The 24656-nt window shown below is 69.8% G+C and carries 25 protein-coding genes; 7 read left to right on the forward strand and 18 right to left on the reverse strand.

Annotated elements, in window-relative coordinates; translation table 11 throughout:
- Positions 1–48: 48 nt before the first annotated feature.
- From bioD to ACQEV1_RS13785, 3 genes are all read right to left on the reverse strand, one after another.
- Positions 49–804, reverse strand: a complete 756-nt coding sequence (bioD, locus tag ACQEV1_RS13775; protein WP_285618321.1) for a dethiobiotin synthase — start codon at positions 802–804, stop codon at positions 49–51.
- Between the two features lie 83 nt (positions 805–887).
- The gene (locus tag ACQEV1_RS13780) at positions 888–1640 is read right to left on the reverse strand and encodes a GntR family transcriptional regulator (RefSeq protein ID WP_285618320.1); all 753 of its coding nucleotides are present in this window, start codon (positions 1638–1640) and stop codon (positions 888–890) included.
- 15 nt (positions 1641–1655) lie between these two features.
- Positions 1656–2822, reverse strand: coding sequence for an 8-amino-7-oxononanoate synthase (locus tag ACQEV1_RS13785; protein WP_433394132.1), 1167 nt, complete (start codon positions 2820–2822; stop codon positions 1656–1658).
- 39 nt (positions 2823–2861) lie between these two features.
- Between ACQEV1_RS13785 and ACQEV1_RS13790 the strand changes: the two genes are divergently transcribed.
- Positions 2862–4343: a sensor histidine kinase gene (locus ACQEV1_RS13790; RefSeq protein WP_285618318.1), complete on the forward strand. Its 1482-nt coding sequence runs from the start codon at positions 2862–2864 to the stop codon at positions 4341–4343.
- 232 nt (positions 4344–4575) lie between these two features.
- On the opposite strand, the gene ACQEV1_RS13795 is transcribed toward ACQEV1_RS13790, so the two are convergent.
- Both ACQEV1_RS13795 and ACQEV1_RS13800 read right to left on the reverse strand, forming a co-directional pair.
- The gene (locus ACQEV1_RS13795; RefSeq protein WP_285570288.1) at positions 4576–4830 is read right to left on the reverse strand and encodes a WhiB family transcriptional regulator; all 255 of its coding nucleotides are present in this window, start codon (positions 4828–4830) and stop codon (positions 4576–4578) included.
- Positions 4831–5083: 253 nt separating this feature from the next.
- Positions 5084–6010, reverse strand: a complete 927-nt coding sequence (locus ACQEV1_RS13800; protein ID WP_285570285.1) for a diacylglycerol/lipid kinase family protein — start codon at positions 6008–6010, stop codon at positions 5084–5086.
- Positions 6011–6112: 102 nt separating this feature from the next.
- Between ACQEV1_RS13800 and ACQEV1_RS13805 the strand changes: the two genes are divergently transcribed.
- Complete coding sequence (locus ACQEV1_RS13805) at positions 6113–6475, forward strand: hypothetical protein (protein ID WP_433394135.1); 363 nt, start codon at positions 6113–6115, stop codon at positions 6473–6475.
- Between the two features lie 66 nt (positions 6476–6541).
- Here the strand turns inward: ACQEV1_RS13805 and ACQEV1_RS13810 are convergent, their stop codons facing one another.
- The 3 genes from ACQEV1_RS13810 to sodN all read right to left on the reverse strand — a co-directional run bounded on the left by ACQEV1_RS13810 (position 6542) and on the right by sodN (position 8571).
- Complete coding sequence (locus ACQEV1_RS13810; RefSeq protein ID WP_285618315.1) at positions 6542–7342, reverse strand: RNA polymerase sigma factor SigF; 801 nt, start codon at positions 7340–7342, stop codon at positions 6542–6544.
- 115 nt (positions 7343–7457) lie between these two features.
- Positions 7458–7877: an anti-sigma factor gene (locus tag ACQEV1_RS13815; RefSeq protein WP_285618314.1), complete on the reverse strand. Its 420-nt coding sequence runs from the start codon at positions 7875–7877 to the stop codon at positions 7458–7460.
- 292 nt (positions 7878–8169) lie between these two features.
- Positions 8170–8571: a superoxide dismutase, Ni gene (gene sodN / locus ACQEV1_RS13820; protein ID WP_285570274.1), complete on the reverse strand. Its 402-nt coding sequence runs from the start codon at positions 8569–8571 to the stop codon at positions 8170–8172.
- Positions 8572–8664: 93 nt separating this feature from the next.
- On the opposite strand from sodN, the gene sodX reads away from it, so the two are divergent.
- Positions 8665–8976 carry a nickel-type superoxide dismutase maturation protease gene (gene sodX / locus ACQEV1_RS13825; RefSeq protein ID WP_285618313.1) on the forward strand — a complete coding sequence of 104 codons (312 nt, stop codon included), beginning with the start codon at positions 8665–8667 and terminating at the stop codon, positions 8974–8976.
- On the opposite strand, the gene ACQEV1_RS13830 is transcribed toward sodX, so the two are convergent.
- From ACQEV1_RS13830 to ACQEV1_RS13850, 5 genes are all read right to left on the reverse strand, one after another.
- A complete protein-coding gene (locus ACQEV1_RS13830; RefSeq protein WP_433394138.1) occupies positions 8937–9494 on the reverse strand; it encodes a CGNR zinc finger domain-containing protein in 558 nt (185 codons plus the stop codon). The two genes, sodX and ACQEV1_RS13830, sit on opposite strands and share 40 nt — an antisense overlap.
- 195 nt (positions 9495–9689) lie before the next feature.
- On the reverse strand, positions 9690–10454 hold the full coding sequence (locus ACQEV1_RS13835) for an amino acid ABC transporter ATP-binding protein (protein WP_285618310.1): 765 nt from the start codon (positions 10452–10454) through the stop codon (positions 9690–9692).
- Positions 10451–11410 carry an amino acid ABC transporter permease gene (locus ACQEV1_RS13840; protein ID WP_285618309.1) on the reverse strand — a complete coding sequence of 320 codons (960 nt, stop codon included), beginning with the start codon at positions 11408–11410 and terminating at the stop codon, positions 10451–10453. Before ACQEV1_RS13840 ends, ACQEV1_RS13835 begins: the two co-directional genes overlap by 4 nt.
- 7 nt (positions 11411–11417) lie before the next feature.
- Positions 11418–12317 (reverse strand): ABC transporter substrate-binding protein, encoded by a 900-nt coding sequence (locus ACQEV1_RS13845; RefSeq protein ID WP_285570260.1) that lies wholly within the window; start codon positions 12315–12317, stop codon positions 11418–11420.
- 116 nt (positions 12318–12433) lie between these two features.
- Positions 12434–13288 (reverse strand): ABC transporter substrate-binding protein, encoded by an 855-nt coding sequence (locus ACQEV1_RS13850; protein ID WP_285618308.1) that lies wholly within the window; start codon positions 13286–13288, stop codon positions 12434–12436.
- A 448-nt stretch (positions 13289–13736) separates the two neighbouring features.
- On the opposite strand from ACQEV1_RS13850, the gene ACQEV1_RS13855 reads away from it, so the two are divergent.
- The 4 genes from ACQEV1_RS13855 (at position 13737) to ACQEV1_RS13870 (ending at position 16666) form a co-directional block, all read left to right on the forward strand.
- Positions 13737–14843, forward strand: a complete 1107-nt coding sequence (locus ACQEV1_RS13855) for an NAD(P)-dependent malic enzyme (RefSeq protein WP_433394142.1) — start codon at positions 13737–13739, stop codon at positions 14841–14843.
- Positions 14844–14955: 112 nt separating this feature from the next.
- A complete protein-coding gene (locus ACQEV1_RS13860) occupies positions 14956–15237 on the forward strand; it encodes a hypothetical protein (protein ID WP_285618307.1) in 282 nt (93 codons plus the stop codon).
- The gene (locus tag ACQEV1_RS13865; protein WP_285618306.1) at positions 15224–15652 is read left to right on the forward strand and encodes a type II toxin-antitoxin system VapC family toxin; all 429 of its coding nucleotides are present in this window, start codon (positions 15224–15226) and stop codon (positions 15650–15652) included. The genes ACQEV1_RS13860 and ACQEV1_RS13865 overlap by 14 nt, the downstream gene beginning before the upstream one ends.
- Positions 15653–15697: 45 nt before the next feature.
- The gene (locus tag ACQEV1_RS13870; protein ID WP_285618302.1) at positions 15698–16666 is read left to right on the forward strand and encodes a zinc-binding dehydrogenase; all 969 of its coding nucleotides are present in this window, start codon (positions 15698–15700) and stop codon (positions 16664–16666) included.
- Between the two features lie 57 nt (positions 16667–16723).
- Here ACQEV1_RS13870 and ACQEV1_RS13875 read toward each other — a convergent pair whose 3' ends face one another.
- The 5 genes from ACQEV1_RS13875 to ACQEV1_RS13895 all read right to left on the reverse strand — a co-directional run bounded on the left by ACQEV1_RS13875 (position 16724) and on the right by ACQEV1_RS13895 (position 24609).
- Entirely contained in the window at positions 16724–18394 is a 1671-nt protein-coding gene (locus ACQEV1_RS13875; RefSeq protein ID WP_433405894.1) for a PQQ-binding-like beta-propeller repeat protein, read from the reverse strand.
- A 264-nt stretch (positions 18395–18658) separates the two neighbouring features.
- Entirely contained in the window at positions 18659–19378 is a 720-nt protein-coding gene (locus ACQEV1_RS13880; protein ID WP_433394145.1) for a helix-turn-helix transcriptional regulator, read from the reverse strand.
- Positions 19375–20202 (reverse strand): DUF4097 family beta strand repeat-containing protein, encoded by an 828-nt coding sequence (locus ACQEV1_RS13885; protein WP_285618299.1) that lies wholly within the window; start codon positions 20200–20202, stop codon positions 19375–19377. The genes ACQEV1_RS13880 and ACQEV1_RS13885 overlap by 4 nt, the downstream gene beginning before the upstream one ends.
- A gap of 154 nt (positions 20203–20356) precedes the next feature.
- Complete coding sequence (locus ACQEV1_RS13890; RefSeq protein ID WP_285570241.1) at positions 20357–20536, reverse strand: DUF6104 family protein; 180 nt, start codon at positions 20534–20536, stop codon at positions 20357–20359.
- Between the two features lie 374 nt (positions 20537–20910).
- A complete protein-coding gene (locus tag ACQEV1_RS13895; RefSeq protein WP_433394147.1) occupies positions 20911–24609 on the reverse strand; it encodes a multifunctional oxoglutarate decarboxylase/oxoglutarate dehydrogenase thiamine pyrophosphate-binding subunit/dihydrolipoyllysine-residue succinyltransferase subunit in 3699 nt (1232 codons plus the stop codon).
- Positions 24610–24656 lie beyond the last annotated feature (47 nt).

Genomic DNA, 24656 nt, shown 5'->3' on the forward strand with positions numbered 1-24656 from the left:
GGGGAGTGACCAGGCGCGCGTGTTCTTTGGTTCGCTCGCTCCGCTCGCTCACGGTTGGTCCTCTCGTGGGATCAGTTCCCCGTACGTCTGCGCACGGGTACGGCAGTCCTCCCGGAACGCCGCCGGGTCGAACACGCCGCCGAGGTGCGGGGCGAGACCGGCCCGGGCGGCGAGCAGAAACTCCGCGCCGTCGAGCCGCCCGGACCGCTCCGGCAGCACGCCGGACAGCGGGCGCGCCGCGATGGTCTCCAGGTCACGCACGTTGCACAGGTCGTCCAGGAGGGGGCGGCGCGGCCACGCCCCGATCACGATGCCGGCCAGGTCGATCCCGCGCCCGGCCATGGCCTCCAGCGTCAGCGCCGTGTGGTTGAGCGTGCCCAGCCCCGGCCGTACGGTGACGAGCACGGCGGCCTTGAGGGAGTGCGCCAGGTCGGCGAGCGTGGCGCCGTCGTCGTCGTACCGCACGAGCAGTCCGCCCGCCCCTTCGACGATCACCAGGTCACGGTCGAGCGCCCTGATCCGCTCCGCGCAGGCCACCAGATCCGGCGGCGGCAGCCCGGCGAGCCGCGCCGCGGCGGCCGGGGCGAGAGCGGCGGCGTACCGCGCGTACTCGTGCACGTCGGTGATGCCGGCCAGGCGGCGAATCTCGTCCAGGTCACCGGCCATGCCGGGCCGCGCACCGGTCTGCGCCGGCTTGACCACCGCGACGGACGCCCCGCGCGCCCGGGCGAGCGCCGCGACCGCGGCCGTGGTCACGGTCTTTCCCACCCCGGTGTCGGTCCCGGTGACGACGAGCACACTCACCCGCGCGACTCTAGTGCGTCACCCCCCCGGGCCGTGCCCAACGACCCGTCAGCCGTGATGTGTGGAGCTCGCCAGGCGTGCCTTCAGGGGGTCTCGTGTTGGCGGCGGAGGCGGGTGATGAACTTGTAGCGGTCGCCGCGGTACAGGGACTGGGCCCATTCGACCGGTTCGCCGGCCGTGTCGAAGGCGTGGCGGGAGAGCAGGAGCAGGGGCAGCCCGACGTCGACGCCCAGCAGGCCCGCGTCGTCCGGGGTCGCCAGGACGGTCTCGATGGTCTCCTCCGCCTCGGCCAGGTGCACGTCGTACGCCGTGGCCAGCGTCTCGTACAGGGAGTTGTGCCGGGGCAGTTCTTTGCGCAGGCCGGGGAAGCGGCGGGCCGGAAGCAGTGACGTGTCGATCGACATCGGCTCGCCGTCGGCCAGGCGGAGGCGGTGGATGCGCAGGGCGCGGCCGCCGGGGCGGATGCCGAGGAGGCGAGCGAAGCGTTCGTCGGCGGTCACGTAGCCGATGTCGAGTATGCGCGTCTCCGGGCTCAGACCGTGGTGGCGCATGTCCTCGGTGTAGCTGACGAGCTGCAGCTCCTGGGCGACCTTGGGCTTGGCCACGAACGTGCCCTTGCCCTGGATGCGCTGCAGGCGCCCCTCGATCACCAGCTCTGCCAGGGCCTGCCGCACCGTCGTACGGGACGTGCCGTACTTTTCGGCCAGGCTCCGCTCAGGCGGCAGCGGACTGCCGGGTGCGAGCGCCTCGGTCAGCTCGACCAGGTGCTTCTTCAACCGGTAGTACTTGGGAACGCGAGGTTCCACCCCCAGCTCCGGTGCCCGCTCAGCCGTCACATGCTCTCCTCATGTTCACCGCCGCGTCGGGTCGGCGTTACGAGCAGAGTACGGGCCGATCAGCTCTCTGACACCAGTCAGAGCTCCGGTGACCTCTGTGAGTTCTGCCTCCTCCAGGGTCGCACGGCCGGTCAGCCGCAGGCACGCGCGCCCCTGGGGCACCGACGGTGGCCGGAAACAGCCGACCCGTACGCCGTGCTCGGCGCAGATCTCCGCGGCGCGTACGGCTCGTCCCGGGTCGCCGAGGACGACCGGTACGACCGCCGCGGCGGGAGTGGTCGTCTCCAGGCCGAGCGCGTCCGCCGCGGCGGCGAGGCGGCGGGCGCGGTCGCGGGCACGGGTGGCCAGTTCCGGCTCGGCGGCGAGAACGTCGAGGGCCGCCGCGGCGGCGCCCGCCGACGCCGGGGCCAGCCCGGTGTCGAACACGAACGAGCGCGCCGTGTCGACGAGCGTCTCGATCACCTCCGGAGCGCCGAGCACCGCGCCGCCCTGCGAGCCCAGCGACTTCGACAGGGTGACGGTGATGATCACGTCCGGCTCGCCGGCGATGCCCGCCGCGTACGCCGCGCCGCGTCCGCCCGGGCCGACCACTCCGAGTGCGTGCGCCTCGTCGATCAGCAGCAGCGCGCCGTGGTCGCGTACGACCGCGTGCAGCTCGCGGAGCGGGGCCAGGTCGCCGTCCACGGAGAAGACCGCGTCGGTCACCACGACGGCGTCGCGCGCGTCGTCGAGAGCGGCGTCCACGGCGGCGACGTCGCAGTGCGTTGTGACCACGACCGGGCAGCGGGCGAGGCGGCAGCCGTCGATCAGCGATGCGTGGTTGCCCCGGTCGGAGACGATCAGGCCCGGCCGCAGCGCGGTGACCGCGGCGAGGTTGGCGAGGTAGCCGGAGGAGAACACCAGCGCGGACGGCGTGCCGACGAAACCGGCCAGCCGCTCCTCGAGCGCCGTGTGCAGCTCCGTGGTGCCGGTGACCAGCCGTGAACCGGTCGAGCCGGTGCCCCAGGTGCGAACCGCCTCGATCGCGCCCTCCGCCAGCCGCGGGTCGCGGGACAGCCCGAGATAGTCGTTGGAGGCCAGGTCGAGCAGGGGCTGAGCGGGCGTGCGGGGCCGCAGCGTACGGCGCAGCCCGGCGGCCGTGCGCTCCCGCGTCGCGGCCGTCAGCCGTTCGAGAGGATCCACCCGCCGAATCATGCCAGGACCACCTGCGATGATGCAGACGTGCCCACGTTGAGCGACCTGATCAAAAAGCACACCGACCTCGGCGCCGATGACATGGACTGGATCCATTCGCTGGTGTCGGACTGGCAGCTGCTCGCCGACCTGTCCTTCGCCGACCTCGTCCTCTGGGTGCCGCTGACGGCCGAGCGCGGCGAGGACGGCAGCTGGGTGGCGGTGGCCCAGATCCGCCCGACGACCGGTCCGACGGCCTATCCCGAGGACCTCGTCGGCATGGTCGCCGGCCGGGGCGAGCGCGCGCTGGTCGACATCGCGTACCGCGAGGGCCGCATCTGCCGTGAGGGCGACCCCGAGTGGGGGAGCGGCATCCCCGTGCGCGAGGAGTCCATCCCCGTACGCCGGGGCGAGCGGATCCTCGGCGTCATCCAGCGCAGCACGAACCTCAGCTCCGCCCGTACGCCGAGCCGCCTGGAGCTGACCTACCTCCAGAGCGCCAGCGACCTGGCCAAGATGATCAACGACGGGCGGTTCCCGTTCCCGGAGCAGGAGCCCAACCTCGCCCGCTCGCCGCGCGTCGGTGACGGGTTGCTGCGCATCGACCGGGAGGGGCGGGTCCTGTACGCCAGCCCGAACGCCCAGTCGGCGTACCGGCGGCTGGGGCTGGCCACCGACCTGGCGAGCACGCACCTGGCGGACACCACCGCGCGCCTGGGCACCGCGCCGGTCGACGACTCCCTGGCCCTGGTGGCCGGCGGCCGCGCGGCACGGGAGACCGAGGTCGAGGCGAACGGCGCGATCGTCCAGCTCCGGGCCATCCCCCTGATCGTCGACGGTCACCGTACGGGGGCGCTCGTGCTGCTGCGCGACGTCACCGAGCTGCGGTGGCGCGACCGGGAGCTGATGACCAAGGACGCGACGATCCGGGAGATCCACCACCGGGTGAAGAACAACCTGCAGACGGTCGCGGCGCTGCTGCGCCTGCAGGCCCGGCGGCTCCAGGTGCCAGAGGGCCGGGACGCCCTGGAGGAGGCGGTACGCCGCGTCGGCTCGATCGCGATCGTGCACGAGACGCTCTCGCACACGCCCGAGGAGCTGATCGACTTTGACGACATCGCCGACCGGGTGATGGCGATGGCGGGTGAGGTGTCCTCACCGGAGACCCGCGTGCGGCCGAAGCGCGTCGGCGGGTTCGGCGTCCTGCCGGCGGCGATCGCGACGCCACTCGCCATGGTCCTGACCGAACTCCTGCAGAACGCGCTCGAACACGGGCTGACCGACAACTCGGGCCTGCTGGAGGTCGTGGTGACCCGCAGCGGCGAGCGCCTGGGCGTGGTGGTGGCCGACAACGGCAAGGGACTGCCGGACGGCTTCGACGTGGAGTCGGCGGCGAGCCTGGGGCTGCAGATCGTCCGGACGCTGATCGTGGGCGAACTGGGCGGGGTCCTGGAGCTGCACCGCCGTGAGGGAGGCGGCACGGAGGTGACCCTCGACATCCCCCTCGCGCAGACGCCCCGGACGGGCTGATGGGAGACTGCCGCGCGAGCGGTCACCGGTGGTCGTGAGGCGTGAGAACACCCCGGCGGGGGAAGTTACATACGAGAAGGCGGGTTTGGGAGCTCATGCCCGTACGAGGGCGGAAAAGCGCAGCGCCCGTGGTCGGGCCACGGGCGCTTGGGACGGCAGGCCGCGGGTCCATCGTCGGAGGCGCGGTGCCGGAGGGGATCGACGGCAGGTGGGGCGTGCCTTCTGGTGAGGCTCAGGCGTGGGCGCGCGCACGGGCACGGGCGCGGCGGCGCTTCAGCGCACGGCGCTCGTCCTCGCTCATCGCTCCCCACACGCCGGCGTCCTGGCCGGAGTTGAGGGCCCACTGCAGACACGACTCGGTGACGGGGCAGCGACGGCACACCTGCTTGGCTTCTTCGATCTGCACGAGTGCGGGGCCGGTGTTGCCGATCGGGAAGAACAGCTCGGGGTCCTCGTCACGGCAGGCAGCGCGGTGGCGCCAGTCCATGCGGTCCACTCCTTCAATCGAGCGTGAAGCCATGACTCCACTTGTGAACGGTTTCACGATGTAACGAACAACCGGGTGCGGTGGCATGGCCCGGGGAAGTTGTCGTGGCGCGCTCGAGGTGTTATCCCATGTCTTCGCGCCTCTTTAGAGATTCTCAGGGCGTCCGGAGGGGCGCAAGGCCTTTGAGAAAGTTTTCTCAAAGTATGGCTGTCGGATGTGTCACACAATCGAAACACGCTTCCGGCAGGTCACCTCAGATCACAACACGCACAGCCTTCGGGACAGAGCGGAACGTGACGAACTCCCGCTGCCCCAGATAGTCGCCGTCGACCTGGAACGCGATGGGCCGCCGGGAACGCAGCGTGAACTCGGGAAGATCATGCAACCCGAGGATGTGACCGCCCCGGGGGAGCCGGTTGAACGGCGGCACGATCTGCGCCAGCACCCCCAGCGTCGACAGGACGTCGAACCTGCGCAGCGCGAACAGGTCCAGCCCGGTGGCGAAGCTCGCCCGCGGGTTAGGGTCGATCGGCCACCGCCCGGCGTACGTCCAGGGCGCGGTGTTGGAGACGATCCCGATGAAGATGTGGCCGAGCGGAGGCTTGGACGGCGCCTCCAGCGTGAGCGCCGGCCGGCGGCGGTCCGTCAGCACGAAGAACTGCCGCAGCGCGGTGCGCGCGTAGAGCGTGGAGTAGGCGCGCGACCCGGAGTCGCGCAGCTTCTCGACCGCGTGCACCACCTCGGCGTCCAGCCCGAGGCCCGCGCAGAAGGTGAAGTAGCGGCTGCCGGCCTGGCCGAGCCCGACCGTACGGCTGCGGCCGGCGCGCAGCGCCTCCAGCACCTGGCCGGCGGCGTCGAGCGGGTTGTTCTGCATGCCGAGCGCGCGGGCGAACACGTTGGCGCTGCCGGTCGGCACGATCGCGAGCGCGGGCACGTCGGGGGAGGGGCCGTCGGCGAGCAGGCCGTTGACCGCCTCGTTCACGGTGCCGTCGCCGCCCAGCGCGATCACCACGTCGTACCCCTCGCCGGCGGCCTGCGCGGCGAGCTCGGTGGCGTGACCGCGCCGCTGGGTCTCGGCGAGCTCAAGGCGTACCTCGCCGGCGAACGCGCGCATCAGCACGTCACGGGCTCGCCGGGACGTGGTCGTCGCCTTGGGGTTGGCGATGAGAAGTGCACGCACGTGCAAAAGGGTAGCTTCCACGCACCATTGCCTCGATCACGCACCCTCGGTGACCGGGTGCCGGTGATCCGGATAGTGTTCGGGGCTGTGTCCACACGTCCCATGACCCTGAGCACGGCGGCGGCCATCGAGGCCGTCGAGGGGGCCGCCGTGGTCGCGGTCGGCCTGTACGTCGGCGTCGAGGCGATCGTCGGCAGCCCGAACGACCTGGCCAGCGCGGTCGTCCTCGCCGTCATGGCCATCGCCGCCGGCGTCGGCATCGTCGCGGTCGGCCGCGGGCTGTGGCAGGTACGACGCTGGGGGCGTGCGCCTGCCCTGCTCACGCAGATCTTCGCGGTGATCGCCGCGATCTCGATGATCCAGAGCAGCCGGCAGATCCTCGGCGGCATCCTGATCGTGGTGGCCGTCGCCGCCGCGGCGGCGCTGCTGAGCCCCCCGACCACGCGGGCCCTCGACCAGGACTGAGCCCAAGACCGACGAAGAGGCTGCCCGGGATCCTTCCCGGGCAGCCTCTGCGTACGTCGTCTTCTCTCAGTCGTCGGCGGTGAGGCCGTCGCGCAGCTGGGCGAGCGTGCGGGCCAGGAGCCGGGACACGTGCATCTGGGAGATGCCCAGCTCGGCCGCGATCTGCGACTGCGTCATGTTGCCGAAGAACCGGAGCAACAGGATGCGCTTCTCGCGCGCGGGCAGCTTTTCCAGCAGCGGCTTGAGCGACTCGCGGTATTCGACGCCCTCCAGGGCGTCGTCGACGATGCCGAGCGAGTCGGCGACCGCCGGCGCGTCCTCATCGCCCGAGTCGGGGGCGTCCAGGGAGACCGTGGAGTAGGCGTTCGCCGACTCCAGTCCCTCCAGCACCTCTTCCTCGCTCATCTGCAGGTGCTCGGCCAGCTCGCTGACGGTGGGCGCGCGGCCCTCACGCTGGGCGAGGTCGCTGATCGCCTTGGTCAGCGACAGCTTGAGCTCCTGGAGCCGCCGGGGGACGCGGACCGCCCACCCCTTGTCGCGGAAGTGACGCTTGATCTCACCGACGATCGTCGGCGTCGCGTACGTGGAGAACTCCACTCCGCGTTCGAGGTCGAAGCGGTCGATCGACTTGATCAGGCCGATCGTCGCCACCTGGATCAGGTCGTCGAGCCACTCGCCGCGGTTGCGGAACCGGCGGGCGAGGTACTCCACGAGCGGGAGGTGCAGCTCGACCAGCTCGTCGCGGATGCGCTGACGCTCCGGGTCGCCCTCGGGAAGCGTGGAGAGGCGTTCGAACAGCATGCGCGCCCGCGCGCGGTCCGGCACGCTGTGCTCGTTGCTGCCCGCCACCGTCGTCTTCTCGGTCATGGGACCTCCTTCGTCGGCCCCATGACCAAGGTGCCGCGCCGGTCGGTTCCCTCGCTTCGCGGCTGGGACTCGTGCGACGGGCGGGCCGGGCGGTGCGGTGCCACTTGGACTCTGATCACGTCGTCTGCCCGCGCCGTTTCTGCAGGACGATCGTCACCCGGTCGTCGGCGCCGACCTCGGCGTCGACGTCGCCGGCGAGCGAGCTCAGGACGGTCCACGCGAAGGTGTCACGGCTCGGCTGCCGGCCGTCGACGGTGAGGACCGACACACCGATGCTCATCGCATCGTCGGTCAGCTCGAACTCACACGTCAGGTCGGTGCCGGGAACCGCCTGGGCGAGGAGCATCGCGCACGCCTCGTCGATCGCGATGCGCAGATCCTCGATCTCGTCAAGGTTGAAGTCGAGACGCGCCGCCAGCCCGGCCGTCGCTGTGCGCAGCACGGACAGGTAGGCGCTGTCAGCCGGCAGCCGCACGGTCACCACATCGCGGACGTCAGAAAGACTGGCCGGCATGGCTGCGGTTTCCTCGGTCACGTCACTCCCTAGTTGGGGCTTCCCGCTCCCTTGAAACTACCGCTTGCGCGTACCTACTCGCGCGTCCGGCGCGCCTGCATATCACCAAGGGATCTTTCCACTGCACGAGGCGGATCCACCGGCGGGTCGCTGGAGTCCTGCCCTTTTGCTCGTAATCGTACGATGACCAGCTGAATCTTCCGGTTACCAAGCTTGAAAAGGACACGGCGAGGACCGTGCTCGCGGATGACCCGCGGGCGGTCCTCGCCGTGGGTGAACTCACGCTCGGGAACTCGTGCCCGGCCGGGAGTCCTCAGGCGTTCTTGGTCTCCCAGAAGATCTTGCTGATCTCGTCGATCTTCGCGAGGAGCTCGTCGGCCTTCGCCTTGTCGACGCCGCCCTTGGTGCCGGAGGCACCGGCGAGCTTGGTGGCCTCGTTGAACAGCTGGTGGAGCTGAGGGTACTTCTCGAAGTGCGGCGGCTTGAAGTAGTCCGTCCACAGGACCCAGAGGTGGTGCTTGACCAGCTCGGAGCGCTGCTCCTTGATGATCAGCGCGCGAGCGCGGAAGACCGGGTCCTCGTTGGCCTCGTACTTCTCGACGATCGCCTTGACCGACTCGGCCTCGATCCGGGCCTGAGCCGGGTCGTAGATGCCGCAGGGCAGGTCACAGTGTGCGGACACCGTGGCCTTGGGGCGCAGAAATCGTGCAAGCACCTGCGTGTCCTTCCGTTGTCTTTCGTAGAGCGTGCTGCAGTTACAAGACACTACTCCTGGGCCCCTTACCCCTGAGCGGAGAGGTTCATCACCATGCGCGCGGTCGAAGTGACGGGCGAGTCGATGCTGCCCGCGCTGCGTCCCGGAGACTGGCTGCTCGTACGCTCCGGCGCGCGGATCGTCCCCGGCAGCGTCGTGGTCGCCCGTCATCCCCACCGGGATCTGCTGATCGTCAAGCGGGCCGTACGGCACGAGGCGGACGGCTGGTGGCTGGAGAGCGACAACCAGCGCGCCGCGGGCCGCCAGGACAGCTGGGACTTCGGCGCGGTGCCCGACGCCCTGATCGTCGGGCGGGTCGTGCTCCGCTACTGGCCGAAGCCGTCACTGCGGCTGGGCCCGCCCTGAGAGACGGCGCGCACCCCGGCCTCGGCGCGTCCGGCGCACTGGTCGGAGCAGTAGCGGCGGGACCGGTTCGAGGAGGTGTCGATGAAGACGTTGCGGCACGGCTTCGCGTGGCAGATCGCGAGCCGGTCGAGCCCCTCGGCGGAGACGTAGACCGCCAGGCCCATGGCCGCCCCGGCGGCGTACCGGTCGGGGATCGAGCCGCTCTCGGTGATGTGCAGGTGCCAGCGCTGCCCGTCGTGGGCGGAGATCTGGGGATGCACCGGGTGCTGGAGCAGCAGGGAGTTGATGCCCTCGGCGGCGCCGTCCTCATCGCCCGCGGTCACCGACTCGAAGATCGAACGAAGGTCCGCCCGCAGCTGCACCATCGCCTCGAGGTCGGGCTTGCCGACACGGCCGGACAGGTGCGGCCCGGCCGTGAGAAGGTCCCGGAGCGCGTCGAGATCCCCCAGACGGTCGCCCTCGGCCGTCTGGGTGTTCACCAGCCGGACCGCCAGATCGGCGTACGACGCGAGGTCCACGGGCCGCTCCTACGCGAGGCAGAGGCTGTGGTGCTGATCCGGCTATTACACTCCACGACGCTGCGGAGAGGAAGCCCGGCTTGCCGGATATGACAGATTTGCCGTAATCGCGGCGCGAGGCCGTACGGCCGCCGTGACACGCCCGGTCGGAGGTGGTGGCGGCGGACTGTGTGAGAACTCCGCCGCCACCCCTTCTCAGAGGACCTTGGAGAGGAAGTCGCGCGTGCGCTGGTGCTGGGGATCGCTCAGCACCTCGCGTGGGCGGCCCTGTTCGACGATCGCGCCCTCGTCCATGAACACGAGGGAGTCGCCGACCTCCCGGGCGAACCCCATCTCGTGCGTCACCACGACCATCGTCATGCCGTCCACCGCCAGCTGCCGCATCACGTCGAGCACGTCCCCGACCAGTTCGGGGTCGAGCGCGCTCGTCGGCTCGTCGAACAGCATCAGCTTCGGCTCCATCGCCAGTGCCCGCGCGATCGCGACCCGCTGCTGCTGGCCGCCGGACAGCTGCGACGGGTAGCTGCCGACCTTGTCCGACAGGCCGACGCGGTCGAGCAGTTCCCGTGCCCGCTCGCGTACGGCGGCCTTCGGCTCGCCTCTGACCTGGACCGGCGCCTCCATGATGTTCTCCAGCGCGGTCATGTGCGGGAACAGGTTGAAGCGCTGGAACACCATCCCGATGTCCCGTCGTTGCGCCGCGACGTCCCTCTCGCGCATCTCGTGCAGTTTCTCGCCGCGCTGGCGGTAGCCCACGAGGTCGCCGTCCACCCAGAGCCGGCCGGAGTCGATCTTCTCCAGGTGGTTCATGCAGCGCAGGAAGGTCGACTTGCCCGAACCCGAGGGGCCGATGACGCACATGACCTCCCCGGACTCGACCTCCAGGTCGATGCCGCGCAGCACGTGCAGCCGCCCGAAGAACTTGTGGATGCCCTCCGCCTTGACCATCGGCTCGCTCATCTGTCCCCCTCCGGGTTCCGCATCGGCATCGGCGGCCGGACGTGGAAGCTCGTGAGGTTACGCCGCAGCAGCCGCTGCAGCGGGGTCGGGGGCAGCTCGCGGGAGGAGCCCCGGCCGTAGTACCGCTCCAGGTAGTACTGCCCGACCGACAGCACCGAGGTCACGATGATGTACCAGACGCTCACCACGATCAGCAGGGGGATGGTCCGGTAGTTCGCGTTGAAGATGTCCTCGCCGGCCTTCAGCAGCTCGGTGAAGGCCACCGTCGACGCCAGCGAGGTGGTCTTCAGCATCGAGATGGTCTCGTTGCCGGTCGGCGGGATGATCACGCGCATCGCCTGGGGCAGCACGATCCGCCGCATGACCTTCAGCCGTCGCATGCCCAGGGCCTGCGCGGCCTCGGTCTGGCCCTCGTCGACGGACAGGATCCCGGCCCGTACGACCTCCGACATGTACGCCGCCTCGTTCAGGCCGAGGCCGAGGATCGCCGCGACGAACGTGGTGACCAGGCTGTTGACGTCCCAGGTGATGAACGTCGGCCCGAACGGGATGCCGATCGAGATGTCGCCGAACAGCGCCTTGATGTTGAACCAGAAGATCAGCTGCACCAGCACCGGCGTACCGCGAAAGAACCAGATGTACAGCCACGCCGCCGAGGACAGCATCGGGTTGGACGACAGGCGCATCAGGGCCAGGACCACGCCGCCGACGATGCCGATGGCCATCGCGATCACGGTCAGCTCGAGCGTCGCCACCAGGCCCTTGAGGATGCCGCCGTCGAAGAAGTACTTCCCGAACGTCGACCAGTCCAGATTCGGGTTGGTGAACAGCATGTGGACGAGCATCGCGGCGAGCACCAGCACGATCGCCGCGCTGACCCACCTGCCCGGATGCCGGACCGGTACGGCCTTGATCGTCTCAGGCCGTACCGGTTCCGTCGTGTCGATGTCGGTCACGGCGTCCTCAGCCGGTGGCGCCGTTGACCTTGGGGTCGGTGATACCACCGTCGGAGATGCCCCACTTGTCGGTCAGCTGCTTGTACGTGCCGTCGCCGATCAGGTCCTTGACCGCCTTCTGGATCGCGTCCCGCAGCTCGTTCTCGTTCTTGGGGATCGCGATGCCGTACGGCGCGGTGTCGTAGGCCTTGCCCGCGATGACGAACTTGCCGTTCGACTCCTTGGCCGCGTACGCGGCGACGGGGGAGTCGGCCAGTACGGCGTCGGCGCGGCCGTTGCCGAGCGCCAGGTTGGCGGCGTTCTGGTCGTCGAGGGAGACCTTCACCGGAGCCGGCTTGCCGCCCTGCTTGCACTTGTCCACGCGTGCGCCGGCGTCGGGCTTGGCGCTCGACTTGGGCGTCAGCTCGTCCTCCTGCGTGGTGCCCTTCTCCACCGCGACCTTCTTGCCGCACAGCGACAGGTCGTCCGGCGAGAGCTTCAGCGGGTTGCCCGCCTTCACCATCAGGCCGGTGCCGGCGGAGAAGTAGGTCACGAAGTCGAAGCTCTGCTCGCGCTGCTTGTTGTCGGTGAAGGACGACAGGCTGATGTCGTACTTCTTGCTCTGCAGCGCCGGCAGGATGTTGTCGAACTTGACGTCCTGGAACTCCGCCTTGACCCCGAGCTTCTGGGCGATCGCGCCGCCCAGGTCGACGTCGAAGCCGACGACCTGCCCGTTCTGCTTGAACTCGTTGGGCGCGTACGACGCGTCCGTGGCGATCACGATCTTGCCGTTCTTCTTGATCGTGTCCAGGGCGCTCTTCTTGCCCGGGGTGGTGGTCTTGGCGTTACACGCGGACAGCGCGAGGGCGCCTGCCATGACGGTGATGCCCAACGCGATGCCGCGGCGGCGCAGAGGACCGATGTGCACGGCGTCCTCCTTCAGTGGGTCGGGGGATGCCCCCGATGGTGGCCAGATCAATGGGGGACATCTTGGCGCAACCCTGCCTCAAGTGGGATTACTGCCTTGAAACAATCACGCAACGGCTACTCGGCAGCATTGATCCGCGTATCCGGCACCGCGCCCGTCGCGAGGCCCCACTGCGTGGTGAGCCGCCGGTAGGTGCCGTCGGACATCAGCGCCTTCATCGCCTTGAAGATCTCGTCGCGCAGGTCGCTCGCGCGCTTGGGGATCGCGATGCCGTACAGGGCGGTCGCGTACGGGGAGCCGGCGCACTCGATGCGGCCGGCCGACTCCTTCGCTCCGTAGATCGCCGAGGGCGAGTCGGTGAGCGAGGCGTCGGCCTGACCTTTCGCGAGGGCGTCGGTGGCGGCCGCCTGGTCGTCGTAGGCCAGCCGGATCGGGGCCGGCCGGCCGGCGCTGCGGCAGGCGTCGATGCGCGTACCGGCGCCGGGCCGGGTCGCGTCCTTGCGGGAGAGCTCCTCTTCCTGTGTGGTGCCCTTCTCCACCGCGATCTTCTTGCCGCACAGCGACAGGCCGTCGGGTCGCAGACGCCGGGGATTGCCCTTCGGGACCATCAGCATCGTGCCCGCCGAGAGATAGGTGACGAAGTCGAACCGGCCCTCGCGTTCGCGGGTGTCGGTGAAGGAGGAGAGGCTGATGTCGTACTTGCCCTCGTCGAGGGCCTGCAGGATCGTGTCGAACCGCACGTCCTGGAACTCCGCCTTGACGCCGAGCTTGCGGGCGAGGGCATTGCCGAGATCAACGTCGAATCCGACGATCTGGTCACCCTGCTTGAACTCGTTCGGGGGGTACAGGGCGTCCGTGGCGATGAGGATTCTTCCTGCTCGCTTGACTTTGCCGAGGGGGCCGGTCGAGGCGTCCCGGCAGGCGGCGATCGAGGGGATTCCGAGCAGGGTGACGAAGGCCGCCGCGGCCACGCGGCGGACGATGGGCCGGGGGAACAGAGCGTCCTCCTGGGGACGGACGTTATGCGCGTACAGGGAAGTGGCTTAGGCGGCAGCTGGGACGGGCACGCTCTAAGCGGGACCAACAATGGCATAAACCCTTTACGGCTGGGTCCGAATGGCGCGGCGCGCCGCCGTGTTCGCGGGTGGTACGGTCCCCCGCCTGGGGTCTGCCGGATGGTGTGGTTCAATCGGTGAACGGGTGACCCCCGTACACCGAGAGACGTCCGCGCCGCCCGTTGACCCAGGGATGACGAGGATGTCTGCCCGTATTTGTCACGAAATAGCAGGGGTCGCTGTGGCTGCCAAGCCCGATCAACCTAAGCCTGACCAACCCAAGCCTGACCGGTCTGAGCCCGGTCAACCGTCCGAACGCGACGCCGATCCGGCCTTCGCGCTGCACCGAGGCGGCAAGCTCGAGGTGCGCTCGACCGTTCCGGTCCGCGACCGGGACGATCTCTCACTCGCCTACACGCCCGGCGTCGCCCGCGTCTGCACGGCGATCGCCGAAGAGCCCGACCTCGTGCACGACTACACCTGGGTCTCCAAGGTGGTGGCCGTGGTCACCGACGGCACCGCCGTACTCGGGCTGGGCGACATCGGCCCCGCCGCGGCGATGCCCGTGATGGAGGGCAAGTCGCTGCTCTTCAAGGAGTTCGCCGATGTGGACTCCGTGCCGATCTGCCTCGACTGCACCGACGCCGACGACCTCGTCGAGACGGTGATCCGGCTCGCGCCGAGCTTCGGCGGCATCAACCTCGAGGACATCAGCGCGCCGCGCTGCTTCGAGATCGAGGACCGCCTCCGGGCCGCGCTCGACATCCCGGTCTTCCACGACGACCAGCACGGCACCGCGATCGTGGCGCTCGCCGCGCTGCGCAACGCCTCCCGGCTCACCGGCAAGCCGCTGTCGTCGATGCGCGCCGTCGTCGCCGGCGCGGGCGCCTCGGGGGTCGCCGTCACCCGGATCCTCCTGGAGGCCGGCATCGGCGACATCGCCGTCTCCGACAGCAAGGGGCTCATCTACGACGGCCGCGACGGCCTCAACCCGATCAAGCAGAAGCTCGCCGGGGACACCAACCGGGCGCAGCTCAAGGGCTCCACCGAAGACGCCCTGGTCGGCGCCGACGTCTTCATCGGACTCTCCGGCGGCACCATCCGCGAGAACTGCGTGGAGTCGATGGCCGACGACGCCATCGTGTTCGCCCTGTCCAACCCCGACCCGGAGATCCACCCGGAGGCCGCCCGCCGCCACGCGCGTGTCGTCGCCACCGGGCGGAGTGACTTCCCGAACCAGATCAACAACGTGCTGGCCTTCCCGGGCGTGTTCCGCGGCGCCCTCGACGTGCGGGCCCACTCGATCACCGAGGGCATGAAGCTCGCGGCGGCCACCGCCCTGGCCGACGTGGTCGGCGACGAGCTGGCGGAGGACTTCATCATCCCGAGCCCGTTCGACGAGCGCGTGGCCCCCGCGGTGACCAAGGCGGTCGCCGACAGGGCCCGCGAGGAGGGCGTCGCCCGCATCTAGCCGTCTGACCCCGGACACGGTCCGTACTCCAGTTCGAGAGTACGGGCCGTGTTCTTTTGGAAACGCGTTGTGATCATTGACATTTTTATGTCACGCTGCCGACACTGAAGGCATGCGGAGGACCACAGTGCGCATCGACGACGAGCTCCTCGCGGACGCCAAGGCGTTCGCGGCCAAGCACGGCCGCAGCCTCAACTCGGTAGTGGAGGATGCCTTGTACCAGTTGCTCAGACGCACCCACGCGTCCGGCGAACGCCGGCACGTCGACCTTCCGGTGTCCGGGGGCGGCGGGCTGCAGCCCCGCTGGAGCCCGGACGCCGACATCAAGCAGGTCGCCGACGAGGTGGCCACAGAGGACTACGTGACGGGGCAGGTTCGGGATGCTGCTTCTTGACGTCAACGTACTCATCTACGCCAACCGGATCGACGCCGAACGGCACGAGGACTACCGCCGGTGGGTCCTGGGAGTGATCGAGGGAGACGAGCCCTATGCGGTGTCGGACTTCGTCGTCAACGGCTTCATCCGGATCGTGACCGATCGCAGGATCTACCGGGTTCCGACCAAGTTGGAGGAGGCGCTGCTGTTCGCGGACGCGATCCGCAACCAGGAGCACGCCGTGGTCGTCAATCCGGGGAGTCGCCACTGGCCGATATTCACCGAGCTGTGCCGGCAGGCCGACGCCAGGGGAAAGCTGGTGCCGGACGCCTACCTGGCGGCGCTGGCCATCGAACACGGCTGCGAGTTCGTCAGCACCGACGGCGACTTCGCGCGGTTCCCCGGCCTGCGCTGGCGGCGTCCGTTCGATTAGCCCGGGGTCACGGCGGCCGAGGGCTCGTGAACTACAGTGCGGATCATGTTCGCCGTCACCGCAGCACGCATCGATGCCGACAACCCGCTGAACGGTCTGGAGGTCGGAGAGCGTCCTGAGCCCACGGTGCCCGAGGGCTGGACGACCGTGACCGTCAGGGCCACCGCGCTCAACCACCACGATGTCTGGACGCTCCGTGGCGTCGGGATACGGGAGGACCGGCTGCCGATCATTCTCGGCTGTGACGCGGCCGGGGTCGACGAGGACGGCAACGAAGTGATCGTCCACTCGGTGATCGGCGATCCGGAGCGCGGCGGCGGCGACGAGACGCTCGACCCGAAGCGGTCCCTGCTGTCGGAGTCCTACGACGGGACCTTCGCCGAGAAGGTCGCCGTGCCCCGGCGCAACCTCGTGCCCAAGCCGGCCTCACTGTCGTTCGAAGAGGCGGCCTGCCTGCCCACCGCGTGGCTGACCGCCTACCGCATGCTGTTCGGCAAGGCGGGGCTGGAGCCCGGGTCGACCGTCCTCGTGCAGGGTGCGGGCGGCGGCGTCGCCACGGCCGCGATCGCGCTGGGCTCGGCGGCCGGATACCGCGTGTGGGCCACGAGCCGCAGCGGCGACAAGCGCGAGCGGGCGGTCCAGCTCGGCGCGGACCAGGCGTTCGAATCCGGCGCTCGGCTGCCCGAGCGCGTGGACGCGGTCATCGAGACGGTCGGCGAGGCCACGTGGAGCCACTCGCTGAAGTCCCTGCGCCCCGGCGGCCGCATCGTCGTCTCCGGCGCCACCAGCGGGCAGGTGCCGCCGGCCGAGCTCAACCGCGTGTTCTTCCTGCAGCTCTCGGTGGTGGGCTCCACCATGGGCACCCGCGATCAGCTCGTACGGCTCGCGCGTTTCCTCGACGTCACCGGCGTGCGCCCGAAGATCGACCGCGTGCTGCCGCTGTCCGAGGCCCGCGACGGCTTCGCCGCGATGGCCGAGGGCGACCTCTTCGGAAAGATCGTCTTCACACCCTGACGGGGGCGGACGCACATCGCCCCGGCCACGTGCGGCACGTGGCCGGGGCGAGGACGCTCAGCCCAGCGCGTACACGCTCGGGGTGTGCTGGCTCGGCACGATCGTCAGCGAGATGCCGAACAGGTGCGAGCCGTCCCAGTACAGGCGGCTCACCCGGGGCCTCGCGATGAGGTCCCGGGAGTACGCCGGTCCCATCGCGGTCGCCTTGCCGTCGGCGCCGCCGAGCTTGAACACCTGCGGCGGATTCTCGTACGTGCCGTCGCTCATCGCGATGACCGCGCCGCCCGCGAACGCCACCGGGACACCCGTCACCTTCGGGCCGAGTGAGGTCGCCCAGCGCTGCCGGCCGGTCGCGAGGTCGAAGGCCACGAGCTTGTTCGTGTCGCGCAGGCTGTTGACGGCCGTCTGCTCGGTGCCGACCACGAGCGTGTCGGCGGAGACGGCCGCGTGGATGAGCATGTGGCTCGCGAGCCCGGAGTAGGAGTTCATGTTCAGCGAGCCCCAGGCGCCCTTCTGCGGGATCGTCGCCTTCACACGGAACGCGTCATCGAGGGAGATGAACGCGCCGTTGTCGCTGGAACCGCCGTTGAGTACGACCGGCTGGGTGGACAGCAGCCGGAAGGTGGCGTTCTCGATGCCCGAGGGGACGGTGACCGGGGCCTTCTTGGTGACCGTTCCGTTGTCGGGCGACACCTGCGCCACCGTCACGGTGTCGCGGGAGCCGAGGCAGTCGAAGAGCACCATCGCGGTGTTCGCGCCGGGCAGCAGGTCGTTGACGAAACAGTCGTCGCTGCCGGCCGCCTTCGGGTCGAGCCGCCAGCGCTGGTGCCCGGACAGGTCGAAGCCGGTGAGGCCCCCGCCGTACTCGATGACGGCGGTGCTGCCGATGATCTCGGCGCTCAGGGTGTTGTTCCCGCTGGTCGTGCCGGACTGGAGCGTGCCCTGCGCGCGTGCCCGGCCGGTGGCCAGGTCGATCAGCGCGAACGCCTCGCACCTGGTGACCGTGCCGCCGCTGCCGGCGCCGAATCCGATCACGCCGACGTTGCCGCCGGTCGCGGTGCTCAGGCCGCAGATCAACGACTGACCTCCACCGCCGGGGAGCGGCGGTGACGCGAGCTGCCAGCGTCGTTGTCCGGTACGGGCGTCGTACGCGACGAGCCCCTCGGGTGCGACGGTGACGGACAGGTCGGTGGTGTGCCAGGCGCCGACGAAGCTGGAGCCGAGGGTGTTCTGCGGGGCGTCGAAGCTCTGCCAGAGCACCTTGCCCTTCAGCGGCCCGCCCGACGCGGTCGTTCCGCCGCCGTCATCGGAGGACCGGTTGAAGACCGCGTAACCGGCGACCGCGATGACCACCAGGACGACGACGGCGAGGACGATGCCGATGGGCCGCCCGGCCCCGCGCTTCTTCGCGGGAGGTCCGCCGGGACCCTGCGCCCCGGGGCCGTACGGCGCCTGGGGACCGGGCCCGTACGGTGCCTGCGGAGGGCCGCCCCACGGACCCTGGGGCGGCCCCCACGGGTTCTGGGGCCCGCCCGGACCGTATCCGCCGGGCTGCTGCGGCGCGCCGGGACCGTGGCCCTGCGGCGGAGGGCCGCCGGGCGGCCGGCCCGTCGCCCCCTCACCGGGGCTCCAGGCCTGCGTCGCCTCATATCCCGGCGAGGGTTGCGACGAAGGGGACTGCCGGCGGCCGTCAGAACCGCCTTCCGAACGCTGCTGCTCGGGTGACATCACGAACGAAGGCCTCTCAACACTGCGGGTGGGTGGCGAGTGCGCGCCTGGCGCGGAGACACCGCAAGATCACTCGCATCGTCGCAGTTGCTGACAGTTCGCGTACGTGACATTACGATTTGTGGCCGATTGTGCAATTCGGCCTCTCCGTCCGGGGCGGCAACGCTGACTCCGACGTCCGAAACCCGCCGGGCGGTTCCGGCGCGATGACACGCCGTCCTACGCCCAGTGCGGTGCGCTCACCCCGCCCGCCGTACCAGGGCCTTACTGCTGCGGAGGGAAGATCTCGGTGCGGAGGCGCTCGGAGGTCTCGGTGAGCAGCTCGCGGGCACGGGCGAGCTGGTCATCGCTCACGCCCTCGCGTGCGGCGGCGCGGACGTCCTCGACGAACCGGCGAAGCGTGCGGTCCAGTTTCACGCGGGCCGCGTCGTCCGGGGTGCCGGTGGCGGTGGTCCAGGCGTCCTCCCAGGTGTGCCGCCACTCCTCCTTCAGGGCGCGCTTGTGGTCCTTCCACTGCTCCTTCTGGCGCTTCCACTCGTCCTTCTGGCGCTGCGTGGTGGCCTTGATGTTCTGCGTCGTGCCCACCGGGCCCTGCTTGCGCATCTCGCGTGCGGCCTGCGTCAGCTCCTCGCGCAGCGAGCGTACGGTGTCGCGGACGTCCTCCTGCACCTCGCGGGCGATGTCGCGGACCGACTCGGTCAGCTCCTCCTCCAGCTCCGCGAGCTCATCCATGCGCCGCTCGAGTTCGGCGCGGCCCGCGTCGGTCAGCCGGTAGACCTTCTTGCCCTTGACGACCTCGTGGGTGACGAGCCCTTCCTCCTCCAGCCGGGCGAGCCGCGGGTAGATGGTGCCGGGCGAGGGGGAGTACACACCGAGGAAACGATCCTGGAGCAGCCGGATGACCTCATAGCCGTGCCGTGGGCTCTCTTCGAGCAGCTTCAGCAGGTACAGCCTCAGCCGGCCGTGACCGAACACGGGACTCATCGGTCGTACGCTCCTTCTCGCTTCAGTGCGTCGGGCTCGGGGCGGCTCAACAGCGTGATCGCACCGGAGACCGAGTTGACGTTGAGGGAGGCCGCTCCGCCGCCGAGCGTACCGGTGATGCTCTTGCCGACAGGGGGATCCTGCCGGGCGAGGCCGTCGAACGCCGCGTCGATCCGGCCGCTCATGGACAGCAGCGAGACCTTGGCCGAGGACGACGTCGGCAGCCGCATGGTCACCTCGCCGGAGACGGTCCTGATCTGCGCGGCGGCGCCGTCGCGAAGGTCGACGTCGGTGGTGATCCGCCCGCTCACGGAGTGGGCGCTCAGCCGGTCGAGCGCGCCGCGGGCGAGGGCCAGGTCGCCGGCCACGGAGTTGAACATCAGCGAGCCGCCGACACCGTGCGCCTCCACCGCGCCGGTCGCGGTGTTGGCGTCGATGGAGCCGGTCACACCGTCGAGGGTCACGTCGCCCGAGGCGGTCTTGACCGACACGCGGCCCGACATGCCGTTGACGACGGCGTTCGCGGTGACCAGGTTGAGGGTGACCGGGCAGTCCGCGGGCACCGTGATGGTGATCGCGGCACGCCCACGGGTGTTCTGCAGCCAGCGGAAGACGCCCTCGATGCCGCTCTGCTTGTGGGTGATGGTCAGCATGCCCGCCTCGTGCACGACCTCGAGCGGGTGGCCGGAGACCTCGCTCACGTGCAGGGCGGGGCGATCGCTGGTCGGCAGCACGGAGACGGTGCCCGCCACGATGTTCGCCTTGAGAGCGACCACTCCGTCGAAGTCGATCTTCGTCGGCTCGTCGACCGTCCAGCGCGCCATGATGCGACTTCCCTTCCGTCGGAACGCTTCGTCAACAAGATATGTCGCGTTTCTGGAAAGTTCAAGATGTATCGCGTCTGGGGAGGTGAAGCGGTGGACTCTCAGGCGGCGGCCCGGCCCGCGTCGGGCGAGGCATGTCGCCGCCGGACGCCGGTCAGTCGTCGTCTTCGTCGGAGAGTCTCGCCAGCCAGGTCGCGAGGCGCTCGACCGGTGTCTCGAACTCGGGGTTCAGGTCGACGAACTCCCGGAGACGGTCGGCCATCCACGCGAGCGAGACCTCTTCCTCGCCGCGGCGTTCGGCGAGTTCCTCGATCCCTCGGTCGGTGAAGTACATGCGTCCAAGTTCGCAATCGTCAGTCAGGTGGGTGGTCCGGACGGCGCCCAAGGTAGCAGCCGGTACGCGCCGCGGCCGGGCGCGGTACCGCGGCGAGACCGTACGGCACCCTCGCAAGGGTCCGGGAGACCGATGCCCCACTGCACGGGGTGAGTGAACGCCTCGGACAGAAGCCGGAGAGCAGGGAACGCGTCGCGGCGGTGGCATCGGTCGCGGCCCGGAACCAGGACGGTCATCGGCGCGGCCGACGGCGAAGCATCTCTGACCTGTCGGCCGCGGCGGGCCGGGTGGTCTCCTGGAGACCGCCCGTACCCCGTGCTCTGCCGGCTCGCGTGCGATCCTGGCCCGCCGCGAGCGGCGGGCCAGGGGTGCTCTCAGCGTTCGCCGAACAGGGCGGCGAGCAGGCCCTGCTGCTCGGCCGCGTGCATCTTGGCCGATCCGACGGCGGGCGACGAGCTGGCCCGGCGGGACACCCGCTTGAGCTCGCGGCCCTCCAGGTGCGCGGGCAGCTTCAGCGACATGAACGGCCAGGCGCCCATGTTGGCGGGCTCGTCCTGGACCCAGATCAGCTCCGCGTCAGCCGGGTACTTCGCCAGCTCCGCCTTGATCTCGTCGACCGGCAGCGGGTAGAGCCGCTCGACCCGGACGATCGCGGTCGAGGTGTCGCCGGCCTTGTCCCGCGCGCCGACCAGGTCGTAGTAGAGACGTCCGGTGGTGAGCACGACGCGGCGTACCTGGCCGAGCTCCGCGGTCTCGCCGATCACCGGCCGGAACGACCCGGAGGTGAACTCCGACGTCGCCGACGTCGCCGCCTTGAGCCGCAGCAGCTGCTTCGGCGTGAACACGATCAGCGGCTTCTCCCGCGGCGACAGCGCCTGCCAGCGCAGCAGGTGGAAGTAGTTGGCGGGCGTGCTCGGCTGCGCCACCGTCATGTTGTCCTGCGCGCACAGCTGGAGGTAGCGCTCGATGCGGGCCGAGGAGTGGTCCGGGCCCTGGCCCTCGTAGCCGTGCGGCAGCAGCAGCACGACCGAGGAGTGCTGGCCCCACTTCTGCTCGCCGGAGGAGATGTACTCGTCCAAGATCGACTGGGCGCCGTTGGCGAAGTCGCCGAACTGGGCCTCCCAGCAGACCAGAGCGTCGGGGCGGGTCATCGAGTAGCCGTACTCGAAACCCATCGCGGCGTACTCGCTGAGCAGCGAGTCGTGCACGTAGAACTTCGAGGTGCCCTGACCGAACTGCTTCAGCGGGGTGTACTCCTCGCCGGTCTTGCGGTCGAACAGCACCGCGTGACGCTGGCCGAAGGTGCCGCGGCGGGTGTCCTGGCCGACGACGCGCACCGGGCGGCCGTCGATCAGCAGCGAGCCGAACGCGAACATCTCACCGGTCGCCCAGTCGATCGCGTTGTCCTCGATCATCTGCGCGCGCTTTTGCACCAGCGGCTGCACCCGCGGGTGCGGCGTGAAGCCCTCCGGCAGGTTGAGCTGCGTGTCGACGATCCGCTTGACCGTCTCGTCCGAGATGGCCGTGGGCACGCCCTTGTGGTCGACCGGAATGCGCTCGGTGTCGGGCTTGGTGAAGCTGTCCTGCGGCGGCTGGTTGATGGCCTCGCGCGTCTCGGCGAAGGCCCGCTCCAGCTGCTCCTGGTAGTCGCGGAGCGCCTGCTCGGCCTCTTCGACGGTGATGTCGCCGCGGCCGATCAGCGCCTCGGTGTAGAGCTTGCGCACCGAACGCTTGGCGTCGATGAGGTCGTACATGAGCGGCTGCGTGAACGACGGGTTGTCGGACTCGTTGTGGCCGCGCCGCCGGTAGCAGATCAGGTCGATCACGACGTCCTTGTTGAACGCCTGGCGGTATTCGAACGCCAGCCGGGCGACCCGCGCGCACTGCTCGGGGTCGTCGCCGTTCACGTGGAAGATCGGCGCCTGGATCATGCGCGCCACGTCCGTGGCGTACACGCTGGACCGGGAGTACTCCGGGGCGGTGGTGAAGCCGACCTGGTTGTTCACGACGATGTGCACGGTGCCGCCGGTGCGGTAGCCGCGGAGCTGGGAGAGGTTCAGCGTCTCGGCCACGACGCCCTGGCCGGCGAAGGCCGCGTCGCCGTGGATGAGGATCGGCATCACCGTGAACTTGCCCTCGCCGAGGTCGAGGACGTCCTGCTTGGCGCGGACGACGCCCTCGGCGACCGGGTCGACGGTCTCCAGGTGGCTCGGGTTGGCCACGAGCGAGGTGCGGATCTTCGAGCCGTCGTGGGCCACGAAGTCGCCGTCGGCGCCGAGGTGGTACTTCACGTCGCCGGAGCCCTGCGCGCTGCGCGGGTCGAGGTTGCCCTCGAACTCACCGAAGATCTGGCCGTAGGACTTGCCCACGATGTTGGCCAGGACGTTGAGCCGGCCGCGGTGGGCCATGCCGATGACGACCTCGTCGAGGTGCTCCTGCGCGGCCGCGGTGATCACCGAGTCGAGCAGCGGGATGAGCGACTCGCCGCCCTCGAGGGAGAAGCGCTTCTGGCCGACGAACTTGGTCTGCAGGAACGTCTCGAACGCCTCGGCGGTGTTGAGCCGGCCGAGGATGTGCTTCTGCTCCTCGCGGTCGGGCTTCTCCGGCGGGACCTCGACGCGCGCCTGGATCCAGGCCCGCTCGTCGGGCTCCTGGATGTGCATGTACTCGATGCCGACCGTACGGCAGTAGGAGTTGCGCAGCACGCCGAGGATGTCGCGCAGCTTCATCGTCGGCTTGCCGCCGAACCCGCCGGTGGCGAACTCGCGCTCCAGGTCCCACAGGGTGAGGCCGTGCTTGAGGACGTCGAGGTCGGGGTGGCGGCGCTGGGTGTACTCCAGCGGGTCGGTGTCGGCCATGAGGTGGCCGCGCACGCGGTAGGCGTGGATCAGCTCGTGCACCCGGGCGACCTTGGCGACGTCGTCCTCGTGGGTGGCGCTGATGTCCTGGACCCAGCGGACCGGCTCGTACGGGATGCGCAGGGCCTCGAAGATCTCGTCGTAGAACTCGCCCTCGCCGAGCAGGAGCTGGTGGACGACGCGCAGGAAGTCGCCCGACTGGGCGCCCTGGATGATGCGGTGGTCGTACGTCGAGGTCAGCGTCATGACCTTGCTGATGCCGAGGCGGGCCAGCGACTCCTCGGACGTGCCGGCGTACTCGGCGGGGTACTCCATCGCGCCCACGCCGATGATCGTGCCCTGGCCGGGCATCAGGCGGGGCACCGAGTGCACCGTGCCGATCGTGCCCGGGTTGGTGAGGCTGATCGTGGTGCCGGCGTAGTCGTCGATCGTCAGCTTGTTGTTGCGCGCCTTGCGCACGACCTCTTCGTACGCCGCCCAGAACTGGCGGAAGTCGAGGGTCTCGGCGTTCTTGATGTTGGGCACGACGAGCTGCCGCTGGCCGTCGTCCTTCTTCAGGTCGATCGCCAGGCCGAAGTTGACGTGCTCGGGCTGGATCAGCGTCGGCTTGCCGTCCACCTCGGCGTACGAGGCGTTCATCGCCGGCATGGTCTGCAACGCCTTGACCAGGGCGTACCCGATCAGGTGCGTGAAGGAGACCTTGCCGCCCCGCCCGCGCTTGAGGTGGTTGTTGATGACGATGCGGTTGTCGATCAGCAGCTTGGCGGGGACCGCGCGCACGCTCGTCGCGGTCGGCACGGCCAGGCTGGCCTCCATGTTGGCGACCGTGCGGGCGGCGACGCCGCGCAGCCGCACCTCCTCGGCTCCACCGGGGATCTGGGGAGCGGGGGCGGCCTTCTTGGCCGGCTTCTCAGGCGCCTTCGCGGCCGGCTTCGGCTCGGCCTTGGCGGCGGGAGCGGCGGCGGGCTTCTGCTTGGGTACGGGCGTCGCGGCGGAGGGCGTCGCGGGAGCGGGTGTCGGAGGGGAGGCGGCCGCGCCGTCGGTGGCCTTGGCCGGCCGGTCCGGCTGGTAGTCGGCGAAGAAGTTCCACCAGGCTCGGTCAACCGAGTTGGGGTCTTCGAGGTACTTCTGATAAAGCTCGTCGACCAGCCACTCGTTGGGACCGAAGTCTGGAGTGGTCTGGTCGGCGGAGGATCGCGACGACTGAGTCGACACGGCGGAGATCGCCCTCTTCCGCGCTCGCAGGTGGTTCTGTAATCGAG

It is taken from the genome of Actinoallomurus sp. CA-142502 (assembly GCF_050936355.1).
Taxonomy (GTDB): Bacteria; Actinomycetota; Actinomycetes; order Streptosporangiales; family Streptosporangiaceae; genus Actinoallomurus; species Actinoallomurus iriomotensis.